Source organism: Rhizobium zaerense (assembly GCF_051810725.1).
Classification (GTDB): Bacteria; Pseudomonadota; Alphaproteobacteria; order Rhizobiales; family Rhizobiaceae; genus Rhizobium; species Rhizobium leguminosarum_I.
In genome coordinates this window covers 153785-180531 of the sequence record NZ_JBPWQY020000003.1, presented here as the reverse complement: position 1 = coordinate 180531, position 26747 = coordinate 153785, and the positions used below count along the sequence as shown (strand labels likewise).

Annotated in this window: 20 protein-coding genes and 1 riboswitch; of the genes, 6 read left to right on the top strand and 14 right to left on the bottom strand. The window is 62.0% G+C overall.

Annotated elements, in window-relative coordinates; all coding sequences use genetic code 11:
- Positions 1 to 44: 44 nt before the first annotated feature.
- Positions 45 to 971 (top strand): SMP-30/gluconolactonase/LRE family protein, encoded by a 927-nt coding sequence (locus ACS4RR_RS27240; RefSeq protein WP_456190386.1) that lies wholly within the window; start codon positions 45 to 47, stop codon positions 969 to 971.
- Between the two features lie 64 nt (positions 972 to 1035).
- On the opposite strand, the gene ACS4RR_RS27235 is transcribed toward ACS4RR_RS27240, so the two are convergent.
- Together ACS4RR_RS27235 and ACS4RR_RS27230 are read right to left on the bottom strand one after the other, a co-directional pair.
- On the bottom strand, positions 1036 to 3165 hold the full coding sequence (locus ACS4RR_RS27235; RefSeq protein ID WP_456190385.1) for a vWA domain-containing protein: 2130 nt from the start codon (positions 3163 to 3165) through the stop codon (positions 1036 to 1038).
- Entirely contained in the window at positions 3162 to 3686 is a 525-nt protein-coding gene (locus ACS4RR_RS27230) for an RNA polymerase sigma factor (RefSeq protein ID WP_026154620.1), read from the bottom strand. The genes ACS4RR_RS27235 and ACS4RR_RS27230 overlap by 4 nt, the downstream gene beginning before the upstream one ends.
- Positions 3687 to 3909: 223 nt before the next feature.
- On the opposite strand from ACS4RR_RS27230, the gene ACS4RR_RS27225 reads away from it, so the two are divergent.
- Entirely contained in the window at positions 3910 to 4821 is a 912-nt protein-coding gene (locus ACS4RR_RS27225; RefSeq protein WP_017968667.1) for an alpha/beta hydrolase, read from the top strand.
- A 3-nt stretch (positions 4822 to 4824) separates the two neighbouring features.
- On the opposite strand, the gene ACS4RR_RS27220 is transcribed toward ACS4RR_RS27225, so the two are convergent.
- The 10 genes from ACS4RR_RS27220 to bcoG form a co-directional block, all read right to left on the bottom strand.
- On the bottom strand, positions 4825 to 6828 hold the full coding sequence (locus ACS4RR_RS27220) for a CocE/NonD family hydrolase (RefSeq protein ID WP_456190455.1): 2004 nt from the start codon (positions 6826 to 6828) through the stop codon (positions 4825 to 4827).
- 51 nt (positions 6829 to 6879) lie between these two features.
- On the bottom strand, positions 6880 to 8511 hold the full coding sequence (locus ACS4RR_RS27215; protein WP_017968665.1) for an ABC transporter ATP-binding protein: 1632 nt from the start codon (positions 8509 to 8511) through the stop codon (positions 6880 to 6882).
- The gene (locus ACS4RR_RS27210) at positions 8504 to 9331 is read right to left on the bottom strand and encodes an ABC transporter permease (protein WP_017968664.1); all 828 of its coding nucleotides are present in this window, start codon (positions 9329 to 9331) and stop codon (positions 8504 to 8506) included. The genes ACS4RR_RS27215 and ACS4RR_RS27210 overlap by 8 nt, the downstream gene beginning before the upstream one ends.
- A complete protein-coding gene (locus tag ACS4RR_RS27205) occupies positions 9328 to 10332 on the bottom strand; it encodes an ABC transporter permease (protein WP_017968663.1) in 1005 nt (334 codons plus the stop codon). Before ACS4RR_RS27205 ends, ACS4RR_RS27210 begins: the two co-directional genes overlap by 4 nt.
- Before the next feature lie 96 nt (positions 10333 to 10428).
- Positions 10429 to 12018 carry an ABC transporter substrate-binding protein gene (locus ACS4RR_RS27200; protein ID WP_170260073.1) on the bottom strand — a complete coding sequence of 530 codons (1590 nt, stop codon included), beginning with the start codon at positions 12016 to 12018 and terminating at the stop codon, positions 10429 to 10431.
- A gap of 119 nt (positions 12019 to 12137) precedes the next feature.
- Complete coding sequence (locus tag ACS4RR_RS27195; protein WP_456190384.1) at positions 12138 to 12920, bottom strand: carnitinyl-CoA dehydratase; 783 nt, start codon at positions 12918 to 12920, stop codon at positions 12138 to 12140.
- A gap of 6 nt (positions 12921 to 12926) precedes the next feature.
- Positions 12927 to 14981: an acetate--CoA ligase family protein gene (locus ACS4RR_RS27190; protein WP_456190383.1), complete on the bottom strand. Its 2055-nt coding sequence runs from the start codon at positions 14979 to 14981 to the stop codon at positions 12927 to 12929.
- 4 nt (positions 14982 to 14985) lie between these two features.
- Positions 14986 to 16146, bottom strand: a complete 1161-nt coding sequence (locus ACS4RR_RS27185; protein WP_456190382.1) for an acyl-CoA dehydrogenase family protein — start codon at positions 16144 to 16146, stop codon at positions 14986 to 14988.
- 10 nt (positions 16147 to 16156) lie between these two features.
- Positions 16157 to 17647 (bottom strand): carnitine 3-dehydrogenase, encoded by a 1491-nt coding sequence (locus tag ACS4RR_RS27180; RefSeq protein ID WP_456190453.1) that lies wholly within the window; start codon positions 17645 to 17647, stop codon positions 16157 to 16159.
- Positions 17648 to 17654: 7 nt separating this feature from the next.
- Positions 17655 to 18557, bottom strand: coding sequence for a 3-dehydrocarnitine:acetyl-CoA trimethylamine transferase BcoG (gene bcoG / locus ACS4RR_RS27175; protein WP_456190452.1), 903 nt, complete (start codon positions 18555 to 18557; stop codon positions 17655 to 17657).
- 40 nt (positions 18558 to 18597) lie between these two features.
- On the opposite strand from bcoG, the gene ACS4RR_RS27170 reads away from it, so the two are divergent.
- A complete protein-coding gene (locus tag ACS4RR_RS27170) occupies positions 18598 to 19656 on the top strand; it encodes a GlxA family transcriptional regulator (RefSeq protein ID WP_456190451.1) in 1059 nt (352 codons plus the stop codon).
- On the opposite strand, the gene ACS4RR_RS27165 is transcribed toward ACS4RR_RS27170, so the two are convergent.
- Positions 19631 to 20506 carry a LysR substrate-binding domain-containing protein gene (locus ACS4RR_RS27165; RefSeq protein WP_456190454.1) on the bottom strand — a complete coding sequence of 292 codons (876 nt, stop codon included), beginning with the start codon at positions 20504 to 20506 and terminating at the stop codon, positions 19631 to 19633. The two genes, ACS4RR_RS27170 and ACS4RR_RS27165, sit on opposite strands and share 26 nt — an antisense overlap.
- Positions 20507 to 20618: 112 nt before the next feature.
- Here ACS4RR_RS27165 and ACS4RR_RS27160 point away from each other — a divergent pair, with 112 nt between their 5' ends.
- Both ACS4RR_RS27160 and fdhA read left to right on the top strand, forming a co-directional pair.
- On the top strand, positions 20619 to 21542 hold the full coding sequence (locus ACS4RR_RS27160) for a DMT family transporter (protein ID WP_456190450.1): 924 nt from the start codon (positions 20619 to 20621) through the stop codon (positions 21540 to 21542).
- A 140-nt stretch (positions 21543 to 21682) separates the two neighbouring features.
- Positions 21683 to 21883, top strand: a riboswitch (cobalamin riboswitch).
- 219 nt (positions 21884 to 22102) lie between these two features.
- A complete protein-coding gene (gene fdhA / locus ACS4RR_RS27155) occupies positions 22103 to 23293 on the top strand; it encodes a formaldehyde dehydrogenase, glutathione-independent (protein WP_456190449.1) in 1191 nt (396 codons plus the stop codon).
- 88 nt (positions 23294 to 23381) lie between these two features.
- Here fdhA and ACS4RR_RS27150 read toward each other — a convergent pair whose 3' ends face one another.
- Positions 23382 to 24185: an ABC transporter substrate-binding protein gene (locus ACS4RR_RS27150; protein WP_170281811.1), complete on the bottom strand. Its 804-nt coding sequence runs from the start codon at positions 24183 to 24185 to the stop codon at positions 23382 to 23384.
- 105 nt (positions 24186 to 24290) lie between these two features.
- Here ACS4RR_RS27150 and ACS4RR_RS27145 point away from each other — a divergent pair, with 105 nt between their 5' ends.
- A complete protein-coding gene (locus ACS4RR_RS27145) occupies positions 24291 to 26684 on the top strand; it encodes a putative bifunctional diguanylate cyclase/phosphodiesterase (protein WP_222384844.1) in 2394 nt (797 codons plus the stop codon).
- Positions 26685 to 26747 lie beyond the last annotated feature (63 nt).

Here is a 26747-nt window from a genome sequence, read left to right as displayed (position 1 = left end):
ACAAAATGATATCGATAACAATTTGAGGAAAACGGAGGAGCATCATGTTCGGGCAAATTGACGGTACGGGGTTTGAGGTTCTCGACCCGCGTTTTGAAAGCTGCTTCGTCGGTCACGCCCGCGTCGAGCGGCTTTGGACCGGCGGCCGCTGGCTGGAGGGACCGGCCTGGTTTGCCGCCGGGCGGTATCTGGTTTTCTCGGATATCCCCAACAACCACATGATGCGCTACGACGATACCAGCGGGCATACATCGGTCTTCCGCTCGCCCAGCAACAATTCGAATGGCAATACTGTCGACAATCAGGGCCGGCTGATCACCTGCGAGCATCTGACGCGCCGTGTCACGCGCACGGACTTTAACGGCAGGATCACCGTTCTGGCCGATCAAATTGCAGGTAAACGGCTCAATTCTCCAAACGACGTCACCGTCAAGTCCGATGGGACCATCTGGTTCACCGACCCGAGCTACGGCATCCTCCACGACTACGAGGGCGACTATGGCGAGGCGGAAATCGGCGGATGCCACGTCTACCGGCATGATCCGGCAACAGGCTCGACCGATCAGGTGACCTCCGATTTCGTCAAGCCGAATGGACTGGCTTTCTCCCCGGATGAGACGCTGCTCTACGTCGCCGATACCGGGGCAACGCATCTGCCCGGCGGTCCGCGCCACATCAGAAAGCTCGCGGTCTCGAATGAGGGAAGGTTGAGCGATCTCGGCGTTTTCGCAGAATGTACCTCAGGCCTGTTCGATGGTTTTCGCGTCGACCGGAAAGGCCGAATATGGACGAGCGCCGACGACGGTGTGCACGCTTACGATCCGGATGGTACTTTGATCGGCAAGATCCATATTCCCGAGGGCGTCTCCAACGTCACCTTCGGCGGAGACAAATTGAACCGTCTCTTCATCACCGCGAGCACGTCTCTCTACGCTGTTTATCTCACCGCCAACGGGTCGAGACCGGGATAATCACTCGTCAGAGGCCGCCCTTTTGGGACGGCCTCTTGTTTGGTGCGTTTTTGTGCCTCTTGCCTCATCGTTGACTGATGCCGTCCGCCAGCCTGATGAGACCGAGGAAATCCGACCTGTAGCCGAAGGCATCCGTCCCTCGCGATGCCGCGGCGAGATCGGCGATCGCCTGATAGGAATAGGTGTCGACGGCCGCGACATGGCTTAGTTTCTGGCCGAAGGCTGCGACGGCCACCGAGAAACGGACATCCTGCGGCGCGGCATCGAGAGTGGTGACCGCGTTGTTGTCATTCACAGGCGTGGTGATGAGCGCGCTCTTGTCCTCTCCCGGCTTTTTGTAGCGCATCTTGACGAAGGCAAGTTCGCCGTGATGGCCGCTGTCGACGGTCGCGGCCGGCGCCTTATCGGCGGCACCATAGCGCAGGTCGTCATTCATCACCGCCGGGCTTCCCTTCGGCGTAATCTCGTAAATCGCCGTGACGCTGTGGCCGGAACCGATATCGCCGGCATCGACGCGGTCATTGTTGAAATCCTCGCGGTTCAACGCCCGCGTCTCGTAACCGATCAGCCGGTATTCGGCGATCCGTTCCGGGTTGAATTCGACCTGGAACTTGACGTCGCTCGCGATCGGAAACAGCGTCGATCCGGCCTCTTCGACCAGCGTCTTCTGTGCCTCCGCCAAGGTGTCGATATAGGCAGCACTGCCATTGCCGTTCTGGGCCAGCGTCTGCATCAGGGAATCGTTGAGATTGCCCCGCCCGAAGCCGAGGACGGTGAGGAAGATGCCGTCCTTGCGCCTCTCTTCGATGATGCGCTTCAAGTCCTCGTCGCTCGACGGGCCGACATTGAAGTCGCCGTCCGTCGCCAGCATCACCCGGTTGACGCCGTCCTTGACGAAGCCCTGCTTGGCAAGGTCATAGGCTGCCTCGATGCCTTCGGCGCCGCCGGTCGAGCCTCCGGGCTCCAGTCCGTCGATTGCCGACAGGATCTTCGATTTCTCCGCCACACGTGTCGGCGCCAGAACCGTGCCGGCATTGCCGGCATAAGTGACGATCGAGACGGTATCGTCGGGTTTCAGCCTGTTGATCAGCAGCCTGAAGGCGCTTTTGAGAAGCGGCAGCTTGTCCGGCTCGTCCATCGAGCCCGACACGTCGATCAGGAAAACCAGATTGGCATGCGGCGTGGTCGCCGACGCGATGTCATAACCCTTGATCGCCACATGCATCAATTCCGTGTCGTGGTTCCACGGGGTCGGCATGACAGTCGCGGTCGCCTTGAAAGGCTGGTCGGCATTGTCAGGGCCCGGCCAGTCATAGGGGAAATAATTGATCATCTCCTCGACGCGAACCGACTGCGGATCGGGCATCGCCCCGCCGGTCAACGACCGGCGGACGAAGGAATAGGACGCGCTGTCGACATCGGCAGAGAAGGTGGAAACCGGATCCGTCGCAACGCTCTTGATCGGATTGGCGGCCGCATTGGCAAACCGCTCACGATTGGGATCGAGCTGAATCTGGACGCGCCCCTCCGCAGGCGGCGCAGGCGAGGGGGCAATGGCGGCCATCGGTTCGGCCAACTGCTGCTGGGGAACGATGCCGGGAGCGGCCGGCGCCGAGCGCTTGGCCGCCCCGAGTGCCGTTGCAGAACCCTCCGGCTTGTTCGTGAGGGTGGCGACGTCGTTGACAGCGAATTCGGATGTCTGCGACGAATCGGGTTTCGCGAGTGCCGATGCCTCCTTGTCCCGCGGGGCTTGCGCGACAGCGACAGATTGCTCAGCCAGGCTGTTGTTCCCGGCCGGTGCTTGTGGCGCGACCGTGACCGGCTTCTGACCGGTGGTTGCAGCCGGTTGCTTCGACGCGTCACTTTTCGAAACGTTGCCGGCGATCTCTGTCTGATCGACGATCGGCAATCCGTTGCGGGTCAGCTCGATCGCGAGATAACCGGCGGCGGGAATGACCAGCAGCGTCGCAAGGGCTGAACCGGCGAGGAATTTCTTGTTCATGGCAGGGCTCCATATCCAGTTGATGATGGAGCTTTGACGCCAGCCTTTCGCATTTCCTTGGGGCACCGCTACATTGTTTTCCGCGGTGTCGAAGGCCTGCATCGCCGCAGCAAGCGCACGCGTGCGCGCCTCCGGGGTCGCTGCCAGCGGCGTCACGCGGGAGAGCTTTTCGAGTTCCTTGTCCACGGTCATACCTCTTCCTTCCCGAGCACGGCCTTCAGCCTCTTACGCGCCTCATGGACCTGCCAGGAAACGGTCGCCTCCGAGCAGCCCATGACATCGGCAGCAGCCGAATGGCTGAGACCTTCGCCGTAAACGAGCAGCACGGCGTCGCACTGCCTTTCCGGCAAGGCGCGCACGGCGGCCCATAATTCGCTCGATAACTCGTCGTCATTTCCATCAGGCGCATCGGGCTGCGGCTCGGCGGCGTAGGCGCGGAATGTCTGCTCCTCTCGTGCAAGTTTGCGTCTATGGTCGCGGGCGGCGTTGAGCGTCAGAGTATAGAGCCACGTCCTGAAGCGGCTGGCGCCGCGAAAGCTGCGGATCGCCGCACCGAGCTTGACGCAGACCTCCTGGGCGATGTCGTCGGCATCAGTGGAACTGCCCGACCAACGCCATGCCGTCGCATGGACGAATTCATAATGGCGCGAGACCAGTTGCCCAAAGGCCTCCCGGTCGCCGCCCTGCGCTCGTTCTATGAGCTCCGCGTCCAATTCCGCACCTACCCCATGCCACCAAGCAAAACGCTATTTCGAGATTGAGACGTTTCTCGGATGGCTTTCCTTGGGTCGATGGCGAAAAATTATCGGAAATTTTGAGTGTCACGACATTTTTGGGTCGCGGCCAGACAGATCGTCCCCGTCACAAAGGCGCATGATGAGGACAGAGTCGGCCGGGGACGTGATCTACATCGTCCCAAATCGCGAAAGGACCTCCATGTCCGCTCAACCGTCTGTTCCTACCGAGAAGGGCATCCTGCAGTTTCTGGCGATTTGCGATGCCTTCTACCCATCGGACGCCGTTGAAGCGTCGATCGAGCAGCAGCGAGATTGGTACGACGCTCTTTGCGCGCGCTTTGACCGCCCGCTGCCCCCGGAGATGATCTTTGCGGACGGCATGCTCCAGCGCATACCGATCCGGCGCTACCGTCCGCGGAAAATCAGCACGAGGTCCGTTCTACTCTATCTTCATGGCGGCGGCTTCGTTGTCGGTTCGCTCGAGAGCCATCACGCCATCTGCGCCGAGATTGCCGATTTTGCCGGTGCGGAACTCGTTTCGGTCGATTATCGGCTGGTCCCTGAATATCGCTGGCCGGCGCAGACGGATGACGGCTTTGCCGTGTTGAAGCATCTGCTTTCCGCCAATAGCAAGGTCGTGCTGATCGGCGACAGTGCTGGCGGCAATCTGGCGGCGGGCCTTGCGTTGCGCGCGCGCGACGAGGACCTGTCCGGCGTCGTCGGACAAGTCCTGATCTACCCGGCGCTCGGCGGGGATCTTACTGCCGGCTCCTATGTCGAAATGGCCGCGGCGCCGGGTCTGACAACGGCGGATGTCGCTTATTACCGCGAGATCCTGCAAGCACCGGCAGGCAATAAGATCGCCGAACCGCTGCAGGCAGCTTCGCTTGCCGGGCTGCCGCCGACCTTCATCACGGTTGCGCATTTCGATCCGCTCCGGGACGACGGCCGGCACTATGCCGCCCGGCTCACCGCGGAGGGCGTCGAAGTCTGGTTCCGGGAGGAACCGCAGATGGTGCATGCCTGGCTGCGCGCCCGGCACATGAGCGATGGTGCCCGCGACGGCTTCCGCGCCGTCTGCGAGGCCATAAGGCGTTTCGCAGCGGCTTGATGGTCACATCAGGTCGCGCGCGATCCGCTTTTCCGCAAAGACCTTTTCGAAGACCTGAACATCGTCCTCGAAGGCGGTGACGACAGCGCTGATGACCCAGTCGGTCCGGGTGCAGGCAATCCGTGCGGTCGCGACCGTTCGCACGAACCAGCCGGGGCGGCGCATGTCGCAGGTCCAGGTCGACGTCCCGGTCATCGACAGCGGATTGTCGGGTGAAATCGACCAGACTTCCTCCCGCAATTGCCGGGTCGAGAGACCTGTCTCGGGGTGTTCGGTGAGCCCGGTATCCTCGTAGATGTGATAGTCCGTTCGGTTGGCCGAGAGGTCGCGGACGACCTGCCGCTTGGTCGCGGCGCCCGCATGCTCGATGTATTTCGGCAGGGGATCGGGATTGGCCGGTTCCTTGATGTCGATCCGCTGGTGCTCGCCGAGCATCGGCAGCCCCAGGCCGAGTGCGGCGATATCGACCTCGATGCCCTCGTCATCAGGCGGCGGCAGGATCATCGGCCAATAGGCGGTAGAAAGCGAAAGGCGGATGCGATGCCCCTTGCGGAAGCGATAACCGCAGGCATCGAGCACGAGGCGGATCGACACCCTCTCGCCTGGTGTCAGCGGCTTGGGATCTGCATTGCCGTCGCGGTGAGTGAGATTGACGACGCCGAAGGCGACACGTGTTGCCGTGCCGTCCGGATGGACATCGACGAGCCGGGCGCAGAGATTTCCGCCCGCCGCCCGAGCCCGCAGCGCAAGCGTCAGCACGGGCCGGCCGAGATAGTCGTAATCCCTCGCAAGCGGCATCGTATCGAAGACCAGCGAGCCGGCATCGTCCAAGCGCTGATCGGCCGCCATTTCCGCGTCGGGCTTCAGCGTGAAATACTCGCCTGATGCCGTCCCGGTGTCGAGCGGAGATCTCACATAGACGCGATGTTCGGGCGCATGCGGGATCGGCATGCCTTCAGTCAACCTGCCGAATTGCTCGACATAGAAGCATTGCATTTGCGGCGGCGACCAAACGCCCTTGGCGACCCAGAAGCCCGGATCGCTGTCGCGCCGCGGGGCAGGGCGGATGGCGTCGAGAATATAAGCGCGGGCCTGCGGCAGCTCGTCGATGCCGTTCTCCTCGCCCCGCAGCCATTTGTTCCACCAGGCGATCGCTTCGCCATGGAAATCGGTACGCGGCTTCGGCCACGCGAAATGCGGATATTTGTGAACCCAGGGCCCGATCAGCGCCTTTGCTTTGTCGCCTAAGCCTTCGACCGCCATCAGCGGCGTATTGCGGTAGCCGTCGGCCCAGCCGGCGATGACAAGCGTCGGGATCTCGACGCTCGAAAAATCCTCGGAGATCGAGCCATGCCGCCAGAATTCGTCGCGCCGCTGGTGGCTCAACCATTCCTCCATGAAGAAGGGTTCGCCGGCCAGACGTTCCAGCCACATCTGCTTCCAGCGTTCGCCGACAAGCGCAGGATCGGGCGGCCGCGACTGGTAACCGAGCATCGTTGCCGCCCATGAGAGCTGGGCGGAGAGATGGCAGCCGTTCTTGTAATGGATATCGTCATTGTAACGGTCGACGGTCGAGGCGATCGAGATGACCGCCTTCAGCGCCGGCGGGCGCAATGCTGCGACCTGCAGGCTGTTGAAGCCGCCCCAGGAGATGCCCATCATGCCGACCGAGCCGTTCGACCATGACTGCGCGGCAATCCAGGCGATCAGCTCGCAGGCATTGGCAAGCTCGCATTCGGTATATTCGCCGTCGATGACGCCGTCGGATTCTCCGGATCCGCGGATATCGACGCGCACGCCGGCAATGGCTGCGGCCGCGAATACCGGGTAGGTCGACTCATCCCTGAGGCTGGTTCCATCCCGCTTGCGATAGGGCAGGAATTCGAAGACGGCGGGAACGGGATCTTTTTCCGCGCCGTCAGGCATCCAGATGCGCGCGGCAAGCCGCGTCCCATCCTTCAGCGTAATCCATTCATTCTCGATGGTGGTGAAGCCGCGCGAGGTCATGCTCATTCCTTGATGCATACTCCTTGAGACGAGGGTTCGGCTCTCGTCAAGTCAGTTACCGGCGCTCTCCATGCGCCGCGTGGCAAGCACCCGTTCCAGCCAGCCGATTTCCATTTCCGGCACGGATTTCAACAGCAGATCGGTGTAGTCGTCAAAGGGCGGCGATAGCGCCTTCGATTTCGGACCGAACCGCACCAGCTTGCCGCGATGCATCACCGCCACGCTGTCGGCAATCGCCCGGACGATGGCGATGTCGTGCGTGATGAAGACATAGGACAGCTGTTCTTCCTCCTGCAGGCGGAGAAGCAGCTTGAGGATACCCTCCGCCACCAGCGGGTCGAGCGCCGAGGTCGGCTCGTCGCAGAGGATGAGTTCGGGCTTGGCGGCAAGCGCTCTTGCGATCGCCACCCGCTGCTTCTGGCCGCCGGAAAGTTCGGCCGGGTAGCGATCGACGAAGCCCTTGCCCATCTCTATCTGGTCGAGCAGTTCCTTCACCCGGGCGGTCTTCTCGGCACCTCTGAGGCCATAATAGAAGGTCAGCGGGCGGCCGATGATGTCGCGAACCGTCTGACGTGGGTTCATCGCCGTGTCGGCCATCTGGTAAATCAACTGGATTCGCCTCAGATCGTCGTTCGGCCGGCTCTTCAGGCCCGGCATCAGCGGCTTGCCGTCAAAGGCGATGCGGCCGCTGCTCGGCGGCAGCAGGCCGGTAATGACGCGCGCCAGGGTCGATTTGCCGGAACCGGATTCGCCGACGACCGCGAGCGTCTGCCCCTTCGGCACGTGCAGCGTGACATCGTGCAGCACTTTGAAGCCGTTGGAATATTCGGCACTGACATTGTCGACCTTGAGAAGTGCTGCAGACTGGTCGGCAGCTTCCTCGCGGTAGGCCTGCCTGACATTGACGAGGGCGCGGGTATAATCCTCCCGCGGTGCCTCGATGATCTGCTGGACACTGCCATATTCGACCTGTTTGCCATAGCGCAGCACCATGATGTCGTCCGAGATCTGGGCGACGACGGCAAGGTCATGGGTGATGTAGAGGGCGGCCGTGTGCGTTTCCTCGATAGCATGCTTGATCGCCGCCAGCACGTCGATCTGCGTGGTGACGTCAAGCGCTGTCGTCGGCTCGTCGAAAACGATGAGTTCGGGATTGGAGCAGAGCGCCATCGCCGTCATCGCCCGCTGCAGCTGGCCGCCGGAGACCTGGTGAGGAAAGCGCTCGCCGAAGGTTTCGGGACTGGGCAGGCCAAGAACCCCGAACAGATAAAGTGCACGCTTGCGCGCCTCTTCCTTACTCATCAAACCATGTTTGACAGACGCTTCAATCACCTGATCGCCGAGCCTGTGGGCCGGATTGAAGGCGGCGGCGGCCGATTGCGCGACATAGCAAACCCGTGCGCCGCGAATTTTACGGATGCCGTTCTTGCCGAGCGCCAGGATATCGGCGCCGTCGAGCCGCACCTCACCGCCGGTGATTTCGGCGCCGCCCCGGCCATAGGCAAGTGCGGAAAGGCCGATTGTCGATTTGCCGGCCCCCGATTCGCCGATGAGGCCGAGGACCTTGCCCTTCTGCAGGTCGAAGGAAACGCCGTCGACGATAGTGACCCGCTTGGGCGGTTCGCCCGGCGGATAGCTGGTTGCTTCGATCTTCAGATTGCGAACGGAAAGAAGCTCAGGCATCGCCGCGCCCTCCCTTGAGGCTGGATGTGCGTTTCAGGAGCCAGTCGACGACGAGGTTGACGCAGACGGCAAGCACGGCGATCGCCGTGCCCGGCACCAGCGCTGCCGAGATGCCGAAGATGATGCCGTCCTTGTTGTCCTTGACCATGCCGCCCCAATCGGCCGCGGGCGGCTGAATGCCGAGGCCGAGGAAGGAAAGCGTCGAGAGGAACAGGATCGAGAAGGCGAAGCGCAGCCCGAACTCCGCCAGCAGCGGCGACAGCGTGTTCGGCAGGATCTCGCGGAAGATGATCCAGAGCTTGCCTTCGCCGCGCAACGTCGCCGCCTCGACGAATTCCATCACGGCGACATCAAGCGCCACCGCACGGCCGAGACGATAGACGCGGGTGGAATCGAGGATCGCCATGACAAGGATCAGCACGACGATGTTTTGCGGCAGCACCGCAAGAACGACGAGCGCGAAGATCAGCGTCGGGATCGACATCATCAGATCATTGAAGCGTGACAGGGCGGTGTCGATAACGCCGCGCGAGACAGCAGCGGTGAAGCTCAGGATAATGCCGAGCGAGAAGGAGATGATGGTGGCGGCGGATGCTACCGTCAGCGTCGTGCGCGCGCCGTAGATCAGCCGCGAGAAGATGTCGCGGCCGAGATTGTCGAGACCGAAGATGTATTGATTATCCGGCAGCTGCCAGACGTCGCCGACGACCTGCGTCTCGCCATAGGGGGCGAGCCAGGGTGCGAAGATTGCGAAGATGAAGGCGATGGCGATACCGACCATGCCGATCCAGGCGGTGATGGGGATGTCTCTCAATCTCATCGCGGATGCCTCAGCCTGGGATTGGCGATAATCGCGAGGATATCGGCCGTCATATTGAGGAAGATGTAGACGGCCGCGAAGATCAGGCCGCAGGCCTGCACGACAGGCATGTCGCGCACGGTGACCGCATCGACCATGTATTGCCCCATGCCGGGATAGACGAAGACCACTTCGACAACGACGACGCCGACGACGAGATAGGCAAGGTTCAGCGCGATGACATTGATGATCGGCGCGAGCGCATTGGGGGCGGCATGCTTGACGATCGCGCGGAAGGCGCTGAGGCCTTTCAGCTCGGCGGTTTCCATATAGGCCGACGACATGACGGAGAGGATCGCCGCCCGCGTCATGCGCATCATGTGCGCGAGCACGACGAGCACGAGGGTCGCCGTCGGCAACGCGATTGCCTTCAACCGCTCGACGAAACCCATGCTGTCATAGACGGTCGCCGGAAAGGTCGCCATGCCGAGCTTCACCGCGAAGAACAGGATCAGCAGGTAGCCGATAAAGAATTCCGGCAGTGAGATCGCCGCAAGCGAGATCACGTTGATGATCTTATCCGGCAGGCGGTTGCGGAAATGCACCGACAGCATGCCGAGGCCGACCGCGAGCGGCACTGAAATCACCGCTGCGAAACCGGCCAGGAACAGCGAGTTGCCGAGGCGCTTGCCGATCTGTTCGCTCACCGAATTCTTGCTGGCCCAGGAAGTGCCGAAGTCACCCTGGACGGCGTTGCCGAGCCACTCGACGTAGCGCGTGGTTATCGGGCGGTTCAGCCCGAGATCCTGACGAATATTGGCGACGGCCTGCGGGGTCGCCGACTGGCCGAGATAGGTGGTGGCAAAATCGCCGGGCAGGGCTTCCAGGCCGCCGAAGATCAGGATGGAGACGGCAAAGAGCAGGACGAGGCTGAGCACGAAGCGCTCGAGGATCAGGGCAAGCAGCGGAAAACGCTGCCGGAACCGGAGGCCGGGCAAGATGCTTGGGGCAGGATTGGTCATGGCGAGGACCTCGCGCTAAAACGTCGGGAGGACCGCGGGTTTTCATCCCACGGTCCCGGCTTCGTTAGAGATCGGAGGGGCATGCGCCCCTTGCCATCAGGCGTCCAGCCAGACGCGGGTCGCGACGTAGCCGTTCGACATGTCGTTGCCGATGTCATGGACATAACCCTTCACCTGCTTGGTGGAGGCGTTCACGAAGTCGTTGAACATCGGCAGGATCACGCCGCCCTCGTCGCGCACCGTCATCGCCATAGTGCGATACATGTCCTTGCGCTTGGCTTCATCAAGTTCGGAGCGGGCCTGCAGCAGCAGCTTGTCGAAGTCAGGACGCTTGAAACGGGTGTCGTTCCAGTCCGCCGTCGAGAGATAGGCGGTGGAATACATCTGGTCCTGCGTCGGGCGGCCACCCCAGTAGGAGGTCGAGAAGGGCTGGACATTCCAGACGTTGGTCCAGTAGCCGTCGCCCGGTTCGCGTTTGACCTCGATCTCGATGCCGGCCTTCTTGCAGCTTTCCTGATAGAGGACGGCCGCGTCGACCGCGCCGGGGAAGGCGACTTCGGAGGTGCGCAGGAGGACGGAGCCACTATGGCCCGACTTCTTGTAGTGGAAGGCAGCCTTGTCAGGATCGTAGGCGCGCTGCTCGATGCCTTCGGGGAACAGCGCATAGGTGCTGTTGATCGGGAAGTCGTTGCCGACCTTGCCGTAACCGCCGAGGATCTTCTGCACCATGGTCTCGCGGTCCATGGCGTATTTGAGGGCCAAGCGCAGGTCGTTGTTGTCGAACGGCGCCTTGTCGCAATGCATGATGAAGACGTAGTGGCCGCGGCCGGCGGTCGAGAGGATCTCGACGTTCGGGGCGCGTTTCAGCAGATTGACGGTCTTCGGATCGACGCGGTTGATGTAGTGCACCTGGCCCGACGAAAGTGCGGCGATACGGGCGGTCGCATCATTCATGCCGATGATTTCGATCGAATCGACATAACCTCGGTCGGTGCGCCAGTCGTCCTTGTTCCTTTCAAAGGTGGCGCGGACGCCGGGCTCGAAGCTCGTCATCTTGTAGGGGCCGGTGCCGATCGACGCCAACGGATCATCTACGCCGCCGTTCGGCTGGATGACCAGATGGTAGTCCGACAGCAGCAACGGCATGTCGGCATTGCCTTCGCTGAGCGTCAAGACGAGATTGCTGCCGTCGGCCTTGATCTCCTTGATCGAGCCGAGAACACCGAGCGCGCCGGATTCCGACTTCGCATCGGTATGACGCTTCAGCGTCGCAACGACGTCGTCGATCGTCAGCTCCTTGCCATTGTGGAACTTGACGCCCTTGCGGATCTTGAAGGTCCAGGTCGCCGCGTCCTTTGACGGCTCCCAGGATTCGGCGAGTGCCGGCACGGCAGCACCCGTCAGCGGATCGGATTCGACCAGCATGTCCCCCCAGCAGCGGCCGATGCAGAACATCACCTGCGACAGGAATTTTGCCGGATCGTTGGAATCGGTGGCGGCACCACCTTCGAGGCCGAGCTTCAGATGGCCGCCGCGCTTCGGTTCGGCGGCTTGCGCACTTTCGGTGAAGAGCTTGTCGGCAGCGGCAAGTGTGATGCCTGCCGCCATGGCGCGTCCCATGAATTCGCGGCGGCTGAGCCCGCCGGCGGTGACGCGGCTTGTGAGATATTTCGTGTAGTCGGTCATTCCCCTGTTCCTTCTTTGTGGTGCGTTGACAGAACTTCCGGGCATGGTCCGCAGGCGGTTTCCTCTCCACCTCCGGTGCCCGCATCATGCGGGAAAACGGTGCGGTTGCTGCCGCCTGGTTATTTTCCTTTCCAAATGGGGCTTCGCTTCTCGGCGAAGGCCCGCGCGCCTTCCAATTGATCCTCGCTCGAATAGAGCCTGTCGACCGTCGCAAACTGCCGCTTGGTGATCTTGTTCATGGCAGTCTGGAAGGTCGAACCCTCCGCTTCGCGCACGATTTCCTTGATGGCCGCATAGACGAGCGGCGGCCCGCTTGCGACCAGGCGGGCAAGCTCCCGGGCCCTGTCCATCAGCCGCTCGGCCGGCAGAACCTCGTTGACGAAGCCCCAGCGATGCGCCTCGTGAACGTCGAGCCAGCGCCCAGTGAAAAGCATGTCCATGGCGATGTGGTAGGGAATGCGTTTCGGCAGCTTGATGGAAGCCGCATCGGCAACCGTGCCGGAACGGATTTCCGGCAGGGCGAAGGTCGCATGCTCGGCGGCGAGGATCAGGTCGGTCGACAGCGCGATCTCCAGACCGCCGCCGCAACAGATGCCGTTGACCGCACAAATGACGGGCTTGTTGAGGTCGCGCAGTTCCTGCAGTCCGCCGAAGCCGCCGACGCCGTAATCTCCGTCGACCGCATCGCCTGATGCCGCCGCCTTGAGGTCCCAGCCGGCACAGAAAAACTTCTCGCCGGCACCCGACACGATGGCGACCCGCAGCGCCGGGTCGTCGCGGAAATCGCGGAAGATCAACCCCAGGGCACGGCTGGTCGCAAGGTCGATGGCATTCGCCTTCGGCCGGTCGATGACGACTTCGAGCACTCCGTCGTCCTGTCGTGTGCGAATGGGATCGCTCAACCTATGCTACCTCCTCCGCCGTATCAGAGCATCGACCACGGCCACGCCACGCCCTTCGGGAAGAACCATCAATGGATTAATGTCCAGTTCCTCCAGCCGTGCCGCGTTCTTTACGACATAATGTGCCGTTGCTGAGACAGCGCCGACAGCGGCCTCGAGATCGCCTTTTGGCCGCCCTCGATAGCCATAGATCAATTTTGTAAGTTTGAGGCGCGAAATTGCCGCGTGAATGTCGGTTTTCGTCGCCGGAAGGGGCAGGATGACGGAATCGTCAAGCAATTCAACGAAGATTCCGCCCGCTCCAAGCGTAAGCGACAATCCGAAGACAGGGTCGCGGACGGCGCCGACAATGAGCTCGGCGACCGGCGGATCGATCATTTTCTCGACGAGATAGCCGGCATTCGGCGGCATGGCCGCCGCCGCATTCGACACGGCTTCAATATCCTCCAGGTTGAATACGACGGCCCCAGCCTCGGTTTTGTGCGCAATGCCGAGCGCTTTCAGCACGACGGGAAAGCCGAGCCGCTCAGCCTGCTCGGCCGCCTGACCGGGAGAGGAGGCCAGCAGCCCTCGCGGAATCGGAAGGCCGAAGGCAGAAAGCTCAGCCTTCGCATCGGCTTCCGTCAACGTCTCGATCTCGCCATCGATAGAGGACACATTGAGCAGCGGCAGGGGAGGCGGGCGATCCCACGCCTGGCCGATGCCGGCGGCAACTTCCGCTGCCGTGATGGCTTCTTCGATACCGCAGAAGGCAATGATGCCATTTGCCATCAGCCGATCGGCGACAGGCTCCGGCATGTTTTCTGGAAGGGTTGCCAGAAGGCCGGCCAGCGCACCGGTTGCGGCGGCAGCCACAATCACCGCGTCTGCCGTCATCGCCCATTCGGACGCATCGCAGCGGTCGCCGCGGGGGAAGTCGAGGACGACGAGATTGAGGGCATAGCCGGCCTCGAACATGGCGCTGAAGGCTTCAGTCTGGCGTGCAAGATCACCCCAGACGAAGGTGTGGTAGTCGAGCGGATTGGACAGCGTCACCATCTCGCCGAGGACCCGCCGCAGACGAGGCAATTGTTGTGGCTGCAGCGCGGGGAATTCCACGTTGCGACCGACGGCGGCATCCGCCATCAGCGAGGCTTCGCCACCGGAACAGCTCATCGACGAGATCGAATGGCTTGCGAGCGGTCCGGCGACATGCAGCAGTTTCAGGGTTTCGAGCAGCGCCGGCAAGGTCTGGACACGGCCAAGGCCGAGGCGGGCGAGCACGGCGTCGGCGACGGCATCGCTGCCGGCGAGCGAGGCGGTATGCGACACCGCCGCACGTTTTGCCTGCTCGGACCTGCCGACCTTCAGCACGACGACCGGCTTTCTCGACCGCCGGGCAAGGGCGGCCAGGCGTTCGAGTGCCGAGAGATCGCCGAAGCCTTCGACATGAAGGCCGACCGCCGTGACGCGCGGGTCGTCGATCAGTGCGCAGGCGACATCGGCAAGCGATGTCTGCGCCTGGTTGCCGGCGGTGACGACATAGGCGATCGGCACGCCGCGAGTCTGCATGGTCAGGTTGATAGCGATATTGGAGGACTGCGTAAGGATCGCAACGCCACGTTCGATACGCTGCATGCCATGCTGATCGGGCCAGAGCAGCGCGCCATCGAGACCGTTGATCAGCCCGTAGCAGTTCGGCCCGAGGATCGGCATGTCGCCGGCTGCGTCCAGCAAGGCCTGCTGCAGTTCGGCGCCGTCGCTGAGTTCCGCCGTCGCCTCGCTGAAACCCGACGCATAACAGACCGCCCCGCCGGCACTGGCCTCAGAAAGGCTGCGGACGATTTCGACGGTCAGCGTCCTGTTGACGCCGACGAAGGCGGCATCCGGCGCCGAAGGCAGGTCGGATACGGAGCGATAGCAGGACCGCCCGAGCACCTCGTCGAGTTTGGGATGGACGGGCCAGATCTCGCCGGCAAAGCCCATGCGGTCGCATTGCTCGATCACTCTGCGCGCCTCACGGCCGCCAAAGACGGCGATCGTTTGCGGTCTGAGCAGGCGGTCGAGCGGGCGGGGCATCATCGGCTCACGCTCCCAAAGGTCGAAGCAGGTCGCGGCTGATAATATGCCGCTGGATTTCGGAAGTGCCGTCCCAGATGCGTTCGACGCGCGCATCACGCCAGAAGCGGGCGAGCGGCAGGTCGTCCATCAGTCCCATGCCGCCGAAGATCTGGATCGCCTCGTCGGTGACCCGGGCCAGCATTTCGGAGGAGTAGAGCTTGGCCGAGGCGATCTGCCGGTCTGCGGGGCGGCCGGCATCGACCTGCCAGGCGGCGGCAAGGGTCAGCCAGTCGGCCGCGTCGATCTCGGTAATCATATCGGCGAGCTTGAACGACACGCCCTGATTGGCGCCGATCGGCCTGCCGAACTGTTTGCGCTCGGCGGCGTAGGGCAAAGCCAGATCGAAGACGCGCCGCGCCCGGCCGACGCAGGTAGCGGCCACCGTCAGCCGCGTGCCGTAGAGCCATTGATTGGCGATATCGAAGCCGCGATGCACCTCGCCCAGCACTTGGGCTTCGGGAACCCGGCAATCTTCGAAGCTGAGCGTTGAATTGTGGTAGCCGCGATGCGAAACAGAATCATAGCCCTTGAGGATCTCGAAGCCCGGCGTGCCACGATCCACCAGGAAGGCGGTGATCTTCTTCTTGATACCTTTCGGCGTTTCCTCCTCGCCCGTCGCGGCAAAGACGATGACGAAATCGGCGACGTCGGCATGGGAGATGAAGTGTTTCGTGCCGTTGAGAACGAAATCGCTGCCGTCGCGGCGGGCGGCGCATTTCATGCCGCGCATGTCAGACCCGGCGTCCGGTTCAGTGATGGCAAGCGCGTCGATCTTCTCGCCGCGCACCGCAGGCAGGAGATAGCGCTCACGCTGCTCGCCCTCGCAGGCCATCAGGATGCCGGAGGGGCGGCCGAAGAAAACCGTCAGCCCGAGGGAACCGCGCCCGAGCTCCCGCTCGACCAGGGTGAAGGTGACATGGTCGAGGCCGGCGCCACCGACTTCTTCCGGGAAATTGCAGGCGTAGAAGCCGAGATCGATGCATTTGCGCCGGATCTCGTCTCCAAGCTCCGGCGGGACCATACCTGTGCGCTCGACCTCATTCTCATGCGGATAGATTTCGGTCTCGACGAAGGCGCGGACCGTCTCGACGATCATTTCCTGTTCTTCGCTCAGTCCGAAATCCATGCCGATCCTCCTACCGCCTCTGGCCGACGTGACGGCCGACGCCTTCAGGCGCAGCCAACTCCGCATGCGCTCTAGCGATCGCCTTGACCTTGTTGAGAATGACGGCCGGCGCGGGTGTGGCCTTACCGGCCTTGCTGTCGACATGCAGCAACATGTGCTCGGCGGTGGCAATGGTCTCGCCCGTCGCCGTATCGTGAAGCGTGTGGAAGACGTGCAGCCGCTTGTCGTCGACATCAAGGATCCGGCAGGTCGAATGGATCGCCTGCCCGAGCTTCGCCTCGCCGAGATGGCGGATGTGGGTTTCCACTGTGTAGTAGCTCTGCCCCGCCTCGACATAGGCAACGTCGACGCCGATGAGGCGCAGCAGCGCATCTGAGGTATCGCCGAAAACCTGCAGGTAGCGGTGTTCGGTCATATGGCCGTTATAATCGACCCAGGCAGGGCTGACCTTGGTCTCGACGAGCCTCAGCGGCTTCGACGGATCGAAAGACGTCGTCGTCCCGCCGCCTTGTGCCCAGAGCGATTGCTCGAAGTCCTTCAGCAGCTTGCCGGCGCCCCAGCCCTTGCCGCCATCGCCGCCCTTGAGGGCCTGCAGGATGCCGACGAGGTTTTCGTCGCGGATGCGTTCGAGCTCGCGGATCGACAGACCAGCCGCCTGTTCATCGGATTGCTGGCCGATCTTTTCGATCAGCGCGTCGTCGAGATCGACGACATCGGTGAGCTTGGTCCAGGGCCAGGCGAGGCATGGCCCGAACTGGGCGAGGAAGTGGCGCATGCCGGCCTCGCCGCCGGCGATGCGATAGGTCTGGAACAGGCCCATCTGCGCCCAGCGCAGGCCGAAGGAGTAGCGGATGACGTCATCGAGCGTCTCGACGGTGCAGATATCGTCGTGGATGAGCCACAAGGCCTCGCGCCAGAGCGCTTCGAGCAGCCGGTCACCGACGAAGGCCTCGATCTCCTTGGCAATGTGGACGCCCTTCATACCGAGCGGCGGCAGTCTTTCGATCGCCGTCTGGATGGTCGCCGCCGAAGTCTTTTCGCCGGCGACGATTTCGACGAGCGGCAGCAGATAGACGGGATTATAGGGGTGGGCGACGAAGAGGCGCTCAGGATATTTCATGTCGCGCTGCAGGTCGGTCGGCAGCAGGCCCGAGGTGGAAGAGCCGATCAGGGCGTCCGGTCGTGCCACGGCGTCGATCTCGTTTAGCACACCGCGCTTGAGGTCGAGCCTTTCGGGCACGCTTTCCTGAATCCAGCCGGCGCCGGCAACAGCCTCTTCCAGCGTCTTGCAGAAGGTGAGCTTGCCGCGCGGCGGCAGGGGTGCGCCGGTCAGCATGGCATAAGCTTTTTCGGCATTGGAGACGACTTCGCCGACGATGCGGCTCGCCTCCGGATGCGGGTCGAACACATCGACGTCGATCCCGGCCAGCAGGAAACGCGCGATCCATCCACCGCCGATGACGCCGCCGCCGATGCAAGCCGCCTTGCTGATCCCTGTCATGCCATCCTCAGCGCTTCGTCAGTTTGAGTTTCTTGCGAACGTCTTCCGGACCGATGATCCGCGCACCCATGCCCTCGACCACCTGTACGGCCTTTTCGACGAGCTCAGCATTGGTGGCGAGCTGGCCCTTGCCGACAAAGAGGTTGTCCTCCAGGCCGACGCGCACGTTGCCGCCCGCCAGCACGGCTGCCGCTGGATAGGCCATGGCGTTGCGGCCGATCGAAAAGGCCGAGAAGGTCCAGCTCTCAGGCACGTTATTGACCATCGCCATGAATGTATTGAGATCGTCGGGCGCACCCCATGGAATGCCCATACAGAGCTGGATCAGCACCGGATCTTCGATCAGGCCTTCCTCGGCAAGCTGCTTGGCAAACCAGAGATGGCCGGTGTCGAAGGCCTCGATCTCCGGCCGCACGCCGAGATCCGTCATCTTCTTCGCCATCGCCCGCAGCATGGCCGGCGTGTTGGTCATGACATAGTCGCCGAGGTTGAAGTTCATCGTGCCGCAGTCGAGCGTGCAGATCTCAGGCAGGCATTCGGCCACATGGCTGACGCGCTCGGTAGCGCCCGCCATATCCGTGCCCTTCGGGTTGAGGGGAAGGGGGCTTTCGACATCTCCGAAGATCAGGTCCCCGCCCATGCCGGCGGTGAGATTGAGGACGACGTCGACATCGGCCGAGCGGATGCGGTCGGTAACTTCCCTGTAGAGGTCGTTGCGGCGGCTGGCGGCTCCTGTTTCCGGGTCGCGCACATGACAGTGAACGATCGCGGCACCGGCCTTTGCCGCATCGATGGCGGAATCGGCGATCTGCTTGGGAGTGATCGGCACGTGGCTGGATCTAGAAACCGTGTCACCGGCGCCGGTGACGGCGCAGGTGATGAAGACATCGCGGTTCATCGCAAGAGGCATGTTTTTGTTCTCCCTCGTCTTGTGCCCATTACGCGACAGGATGGATGACGATGCGTTGCAATTTCGGAAGCAATCGATACATTATCGGAACTCCAGGGAGGTGGCCTTGCTACAGCGATCGACCGAACGGCTCGATATCGACCTTCTCGTCCTGCCGGACGCGAACCTGATCCTGATCGCCTCGGTCATCGAGCCGTTGCGCGGCGCCAACCGCATTTCCGGCAGCGAGCTCTATCGCTGGCGGCTGCTGACCCCGGACGGAGCACCGGTGCTGACCACCAGCGATATCGCCGTGCCCGCGCAAGGCGCTTTCAAAGCGACCACCGAGAATACGCCACTGTTCGTGCTGGCTAGTTACAACTGGCGCCGAAGTGCTACGCCGGCACTCAAGATGCAGCTCTCCCAGGCCGCCCGCTATCGCACGGTGATTGCCGGCATCGAGTCCGGCACATGGCTGCTGGCTGAAGCCAGCCTGCTCGACGGGTTACCGGCGACCGTTCACTGGGAGGATTACGAGGATTTTGCGCTCGCCTATCCCGAGGTGCGGGCCGTCAAGGATCGTTTCGTCATCGACGGCAAGCGGCTGACGACCTCGGGTTCGCTTCCGACCGTCGACCTGATGCTGGAGGTGATCCGGCAACGGCAGGGCTATTCGCTGGCGCTCGAGGTCAGCCGGCTGTTCCGTTACGAGCAGCCGTCCTTCCATGCCGATGAATCACTTTCCGCAGCCGCTGCCGGACTGCGCATGCACGATCCCCGCGTGACGCAGGCAGTACGGCTGATGGAGGAGCATATCGAGCAGCCTCTGATCCTCACGCGGCTGGCCAGGCGGGTGGGCATCAGCGCTCGGCATCTGCAGGATCTCTTCCAGCAGAGCATCGGCGCACCGCCGCATGTGCATTATCTCGCGCTGCGCTTGAATGCGGCGCGCCGCAAGGTGATCGAGACGGCAGCCTCCTTTGCCGACATCGCGGCGGCGACCGGCTTCAACTCAGCCTCAGCCTTTGCGAGAAGCTACAGGGCGAGTTTTTCCGAGAGCCCGTCCGAGACCCGGCGCCGCTTGCGCCGCCGCGTCACACCATCGGAGATGCGGGCATAGGCTGGAACGCGTCCCGTATCATTTCGGAAAGTTCCCGGACGGCCTCGCTGGAACGGTAGGTGCTCCGGCGGAGCACGACCTTGGAGGAATCGACCGGCGGGAAACCGTCTTCAGCGGTGAGTTCCCGGCAGCCGGGCGGAATGCTGCTGCGGGAAAGCGTGGTGACGGCAAGGCCCGCGGTCACGGCATTCTTCAGCCCCGAACCGGTATCGGCGATGAAAGCGATCCGATAGTTGCGGCCGATCTGCTCCAGCGACCGGAGCGCAAAATCGCGTGACCAGGTGGAGTTGCGATAGGTCGCTATCGGCAGGGGATCGATGTCGTGCAGCCGGTGCACCATCGATGTGACCCAGACCGTGGGATCGATGCAGATGACCTCGCCTTTGGTCTCATCGCTCCAGTCGAAAACAACGGCCAGATCGAGCTCGTCCCGCTCAAGGGCAGCGAGGTTGCGGACGGTATAATCGCAGGACACGGTGACCTCGACGGCCGGGTGGCGTACGGCGAAAGCCGTGAGCGCCGCCGGCAGCACCGTCTGGCTGTATTCCTCGGGAATTCCGATGCGTACCGGCCCGTCCAGCGGTTTGCTGCGGATCGTCGCGGCGGCCTCGTTCAGGAGATCGATGATCCTGCGGGCATAGGGCACGAGCTGTATGCCCTGGCGTGTGAGCAGCACACCGCGGGCGCCACGCTCGAACAGCGTTTCGCCGATCGTCTGCTCAAGCCTCTTGATCTGGGTGCTGACGGCCGACTGCGTCCGCCCGATGCGCTGGGCAGCGGCGGAGAAATTGGAGGTTTCGGCAACGACCAGGAAGGTTCTCAGCAGGTCGCTCTCAATCGGCTCATGCATGGAATAGCCATAGAAAAAATCGATGATAGTCATCACTACTATTCGTTTGTCTGATGTCAATTCTCAGCGCACAAAAGAGCCGCGTTCGACTTCCTTCTTTGAGAATATCTGCGTGACCATTGAAAATCCGGCCAGACGCCTCGCAGGCAGCGAGCACGAGAAGGGTGTGCTTCTCATCATTGCCGCGACACTTGCCTGGAGCGCGAGCGGTGTTTATTCGCGACTCCTGACCACCGACGTATGGACGGCGATCGCCTGGCGGTCGTTGTTCGGAGGCCTGTTCCTGCTGATCCCCTGCCTTTTCCTCGAAGGGGGCATCTCGCGGCGACAATGGGGTTCCGTCTTCCATCCGTCCAGCCTTGCGATGATCGCATGCCAGACCTTCAGTCAGGGATGCTTCATCGGCGCGCTTTACATGACCACCGTCGCCAATGTGACGATGATTTATGCGACCGCGCCCTTCATCGCAGCCATGCTCGGCTGGGTCATCCTCAAGGAGAGGGTTGCCCGGCGGACACTGATTGCTGGCGGCATCTCTTTCCTCGGCGTCGCCGTCATCGTCGCCTCTTCGATCGGCGGCGGGACTGGTCTCGGCGACCTGCTGGCGCTCGGCATGACCGCGTCCTTCGCGCTGGTCATTATCATCCCGCGCATCAGTCCCGACGTGCCGAGCCTGCCGCCGACCGTGATCAGCGCCTTCTTGACGCTCGTCATCTTCGCTCCGTTCGGTTCGGTCGGCTCGCTCGACCTGCACAACTGGATCGTTCTTGCCGCCTTCGGCGCGACCAATTTCTCCCTCGCGCTGGTGCTCTTCCTTGCCGGGGCGAAGCGAATGCCGCCGGCGGAGGCGGCGCTGATCGGCACGATGGAAATCGTGCTCACGCCCTTCTGGGTTTGGCTGCTATTTTCCGAAGAGCCGCCCGTCGCCACCTTTTTCGGCGGCGCGATCATCCTCGCCGCGGTGTTCTGGCACACGGCACTCGACGTCAGCCGCAGCCGGCGACCGTCGCGCCTCAAGTCTTTAGGCGACGATTAAATCTTTCGGGACGAACCGGAAAACCGCCGTATTCGCGGGATCAATTATTTCCGCCACGCAGCGCTGTTGCGACTTTGCGACTGTCGTCTTTGAGTTGCGCCCATGTCGTTTTCTTGATCGCTGTTTTCCGTCAGGCGTGGTTTGTTTGTGGTGTCCAAGGCGCTATCTCGCAAACTGGCGAAATGGACCATTGGCAAGCCGGCCCGATGCCGGCGCTGCCCCGCAGCGGTAGAAGAACTGAAATCCTCAAGGAAATCGCCGGATCGACATCCGGAAAGATATCGAGATGGATCGGAAGGAGATTCTGGAGCCGGAAACCAGCTCTTGCGCAGCAAATCGACGGATTGCGGCAGACGGTCACGAGCGGAAAGACAGGCGAAAACCGTTGCGCTCACTCCTCTACTGCATCCAATCTGTCCGTTTTGAAAATTCGAATATCGCCCGGTGCGGCGGTATCCGCGTGTTTTGGACACCGGGCTGCAGAGGAGGCAGGCCGGAGGGAAGTTGCCATCGACTGCATCGGTTGCAGATCGAGGCATTCAAACAAGTGGGAGGAATCCATGAGCAAAAATAGAGGCGTCGTCTATCTCCGGCCGGGCAAGGTCGAAGTTCGCGACATCGACGACCCGAAGCTGAAAGCGCCCGACGGCCGCCGCATCGAACACGGCGTCATCCTGAAGGTGATCTCGACCAATATCTGCGGCTCCGATCAGCACATGGTTCGCGGCCGCACGACGGCGATGCCGGGCCTGGTCCTCGGTCATGAAATCACCGGCGAGATCATCGAGAAAGGCATCGACGTCGAGATGCTCGACATCGGCGATATCGTCTCGGTGCCGTTCAATGTCGCCTGCGGCCGCTGCCGCTGCTGCAAGTCCCAGGATACAGGCGTCTGCCTGACGGTAAACCCGGCCCGCGCCGGTGGCGCTTACGGTTATGTCGACATGGGCGGCTGGATCGGCGGACAGGCACGCTACGTCACCATTCCCTATGCAGATTTCAACCTGCTGAAAATCCCCGATCGGGACAAGGCAATGGCGAAGATCCGGGATCTCACCATGCTCTCCGACATTCTGCCCACCGGCTTCCATGGCGCCGTGCGTGCCGGCGTTGGAGTAGGCTCGACCGTCTACGTCGCCGGCGCCGGCCCGGTCGGCCTTGCGGCTGCCGCCTCGGCTCGCATTCTCGGTGCTGCGGTCGTCATGATCGGTGATTTCAACAAGGACCGTCTGGCACACGCGGCGAAGGTCGGTTTCGAACCGATCGACCTGTCCAAGAGCGACCGTCTCGGCGACATGATCGCACAGGTCGTCGGCACCAACGAAGTGGACAGCGCCATCGATGCGGTCGGCTTCGAGGCACGCGGCCACTCGGGCGGGGAACAGCCGGCGATCGTCCTCAATCAGATGATGGAGATTACCCGCGCCGCGGGTTCGATCGGTATTCCCGGCCTCTACGTCACCGAGGATCCGGGCGCCGTCGACAATGCCGCCAAACACGGCAATCTTTCGCTCCGCTTCGGCCTCGGATGGGCCAAGGCGCAGTCCTTCCACACCGGCCAGACTCCGGTGATCAAATACAATCGTCAGCTCATGCAGGCGATCCTCCACGACCGACTGCCCATTGCCGATATCGTCAACGCCAAGGTCATCCCGCTCGACGATGCCGCCGCTGGATATGAGAGCTTCGATCATGGAGCGGCGACAAAATATGTCCTCGATCCGCACGGTGAGGTCGCGAAAGCCGCGTAGCGGTTACGACTGAGGACTTTACACAATAGGAATGGTCGGCGGTAAACCGGCCATTCCGCATTTGCCACATGACAATTTGATTGACGAATTACTGGATGCTGAACGGGAAATATTTTGCGTTGATCATATCGTAGGTCCCGTCCGCCTTAATACTCTTCAGGGCTTCGTTCAGGCGCGTTAGACGCTCCTTGTCGTCCAGGCGCAGCGCGATGCCGGCACCTTCGCCGAAGTACGTGACGTCGACCAGATCCGGCCCTTTGAACTCGCAGCAGGTTCCCGCCTTGGTGTTGGCGATCCAGTCGTAGATGGCGAGTTTGTCCTCCAGGATGATATCGACGCTGCCATCCGACAACCCCTTGTACAATTCTGGCGAAGACCGGAAGACCTTCTTTTTCATCTCCGGATAGAGATGGTTGGCGTAGGATTCCTGCGCCGTCGACGACGTCACCCCGAGGATCTTGCCGCTGAGGCCGGCGGGGCTGACATCATTGATCGACGAATCCTTCCGAGCGATGAACACCGACGGGCTGTTATAGTATTTTTCAGTGAAGGCAACCTTTTGACGCCGCTCAAGGCTCATCGACATGGATGAGATGATCGCGTCGTATTTGTCGGCAACGAGATCGGGGATAATGTCGTCCCACTTCTCGATGATGAATTGGCATTCGAACTTGCCAACCTCGCACAGCGCATTGGCAATATCGATGTCGAAGCCCTGAAGCTCGTTATTTGCATCGAGATAGTTGAAGGGCGGAAACGCACCTTCGACGGCAATTCTCATCGGTATGCGATCTTGCGCAGCCACCTCGAACGGCGAGGCGGCCAAAAAGATACCGATCCCGCCTGCCATCAGCGCTCCGCGCAATATAGTCCGTATGGATATGCGCAACATCGTCAGGAGCTCCTTGGGGCGTAGTCGATCTCGCCCTATAGTGGGCCGCAGCCTTTAATTCTACGTGAACGCTTCTTTGTTAGCTTCGACGAATACGCCCACGTCGTGGTGTTCAGGGGTCCAGGCTTGCACATCGTTCTTCCTTCCAGCTCCAACACGTTTCAGAAATCCTGGATCGCTTCGGGAAGAATTCTGTTTCTGATTGCCGTCAGCGGACTTGGCGCTATCGGTCTTGTCGTGCTTTCGGCACTGTGGGCGGGAACCGAGAGCGACGCTGCCGCTCTTGATCGACAGCGCCAGCTTGTAAATGCCCGCCTGCTGGAGCAGGTCGATCAAGTCGCGCATGTTATCGGCCAGTTCGGCAACGGCTATCTCACACGCGTTTATCCGGCCGCCCGGTCGACCGGAGGTTCCTCCAGCCTCGATGCCGTTCTGACGGCGGCGGCCGGAAGTGCGATCAGCCAAACCGCAATGTCCGCCTTCGGCTACGATCAGGCCTTTGTCGTCGACGAGAAGGCGCAACTGCTCATGCTGGCGGATGCCCAAACGGAAAAGCGTTATCGCTGGATGAAGCCTCTCTTCTTGCCCCTCCTTCGGGATGCCCGCCTTGGGGTAAGACAAGGCACGGTTTCCAACGAACGAACGCCGTCTTCAATGGAAAGCCGCCTTGCGAGTGCCGCCCGCTCCAACCGTGCGCTCGCCAATCTGATGCGGCTGGAAGGTCGGCCGACGATCGTCGGCATCGTCGCCATCAACGAGACCAATGAGAGGCAGAGCCAGCCGACGCGGCAATTCCTGATTGTCGTGCGCTTTATCGATGGTGCGGCGCTGGACGAACTGAGCCGGCAACAAGGCCTTAACGGCGCCCGCTTCGCGCGCACGGCCGATGCAGACGAAAACGAGGTTGCGTTCCAAATCGACGCCACGGCAAACGGCGAACCGATCGGCTTCATCGTCTGGCGGCCCGATCTTCCAGGTTCGAGGGTGATCGGCCGGTTGATGCCGGCGCTTTCGATTGCCGCCTTGGTGATCGCGATCCTGTTCTCGGTCTTGCTGGTGCGCCTGCGAAGCAGTCTCGGCGAGTTGAAGAAAAGCGAACTGCATGCAAGGCAGCTTGCCTTGCATGATGTGCTCACCAATCTTCCCAACCGCGCTTTGTTCGCGATCAGGTTTGACGAGTGCCTGGCCGAGACGCGGAACTCGGCCGAGCGCTCGGCAGTCGCACTTCTCGACCTCGACCGCTTCAAAGCCGTAAACGACACGTTCGGCCATGCCGCCGGCGATGAGCTCATCAGAATGGCTGCGGAGCGGATCCGCTCCGTGCTTCGTCCGGGGGACACGCTGGCCCGGCTCGGAGGCGATGAGTTCGCTCTGCTTCTCCGGGACATCAAAGATCATGACCACGTTTTACCGGCAATCTGCGAAGCGATCGTTGCCGAACTTGGCAAGCCCTTCCCGCTTTTGAGGGGCGAGGCCGTCGCGCGCGTCGGCGGCTCGATCGGCGTGACCGTCGTGCCGGACGCCGGACGGAATGCCGATGACATCATGCGCTACGCCGACGTTGCGCTGTACGAGGCAAAGATGGGCGGGAGAGGCCAGTGGCGTCTCTATTCACCGTCCATGGACGGCGGCCGGAATGCGCGCGACATTCTCAAGAACGAATTGCGGGACGTTCTGGCCAAAAGCATGGCCTCATCCACTGATGGTCCACACGTCGATCCGAGTGCGAACCGGCCCGACTTCGGATCGCTCGAGGTCTATTACCAAACGGTCCATTGCGCTGAGGCAGGATACGCGGCGTCGGGCGCGGAGGCTCTGGTGCGTTGGCGTCACAGTCAGCGCGGACTATTGACGCCTGCCAGCTTTATCCCTGTCGCCGAGGAGGGCGGTCTCATCGATGCTCTCGGTTTCTGGGTGTTGCGCGAAGCCTGCAGAGCCGCCTGCAAATGGCCGGAAGACACGTTTGTTGCGGTCAACGTGTCTCCCGCCCAGTTGAGAAGACCGAATTTCGCCGAGGAAGTCTTCACCGTGCTTGAGGAGAGCGGCCTGCAGCCGTCCCGGCTCGAGCTCGAGCTTACCGAATCTTCGCTGATCGAGGACGACTCAGACGTCTATACGGTGCTGAAGTCGCTGCGCAGCCGGGGTGTTCAGGTTTCGCTCGACGATTTCGGGACCGGCTTTTCATGCCTCAGCCATCTGCTGCGCTTCGATATCGACCGCATCAAGATCGATCGATCGTTCGTCTCACAACTCGGCACAAAAGCCAACGGGGCGGCAATCATCGGCGCCATCGTCGCGCTCAGCCGCAACCTCGGTATCTCGACGACGGCCGAAGGGGTCGAAACCGAATATCAACGCGACTTTCTGGCCGCCCTCGGCTGCACCGACCTCCAAGGCTACTTCTTCTCCAAACCGGTTCCTCTGTACGAGCTTGATAGTTTCCGGAATGCTGAGAGCACCGCCGGATTGCTGACGATTGCTCCAGGCGCCGTCGCGTAAGAGGCTTCTGATCTTCCGCTGGTCAGGGGAACTTTCGTCGCATGCAACAGTTGACGCCCCGAA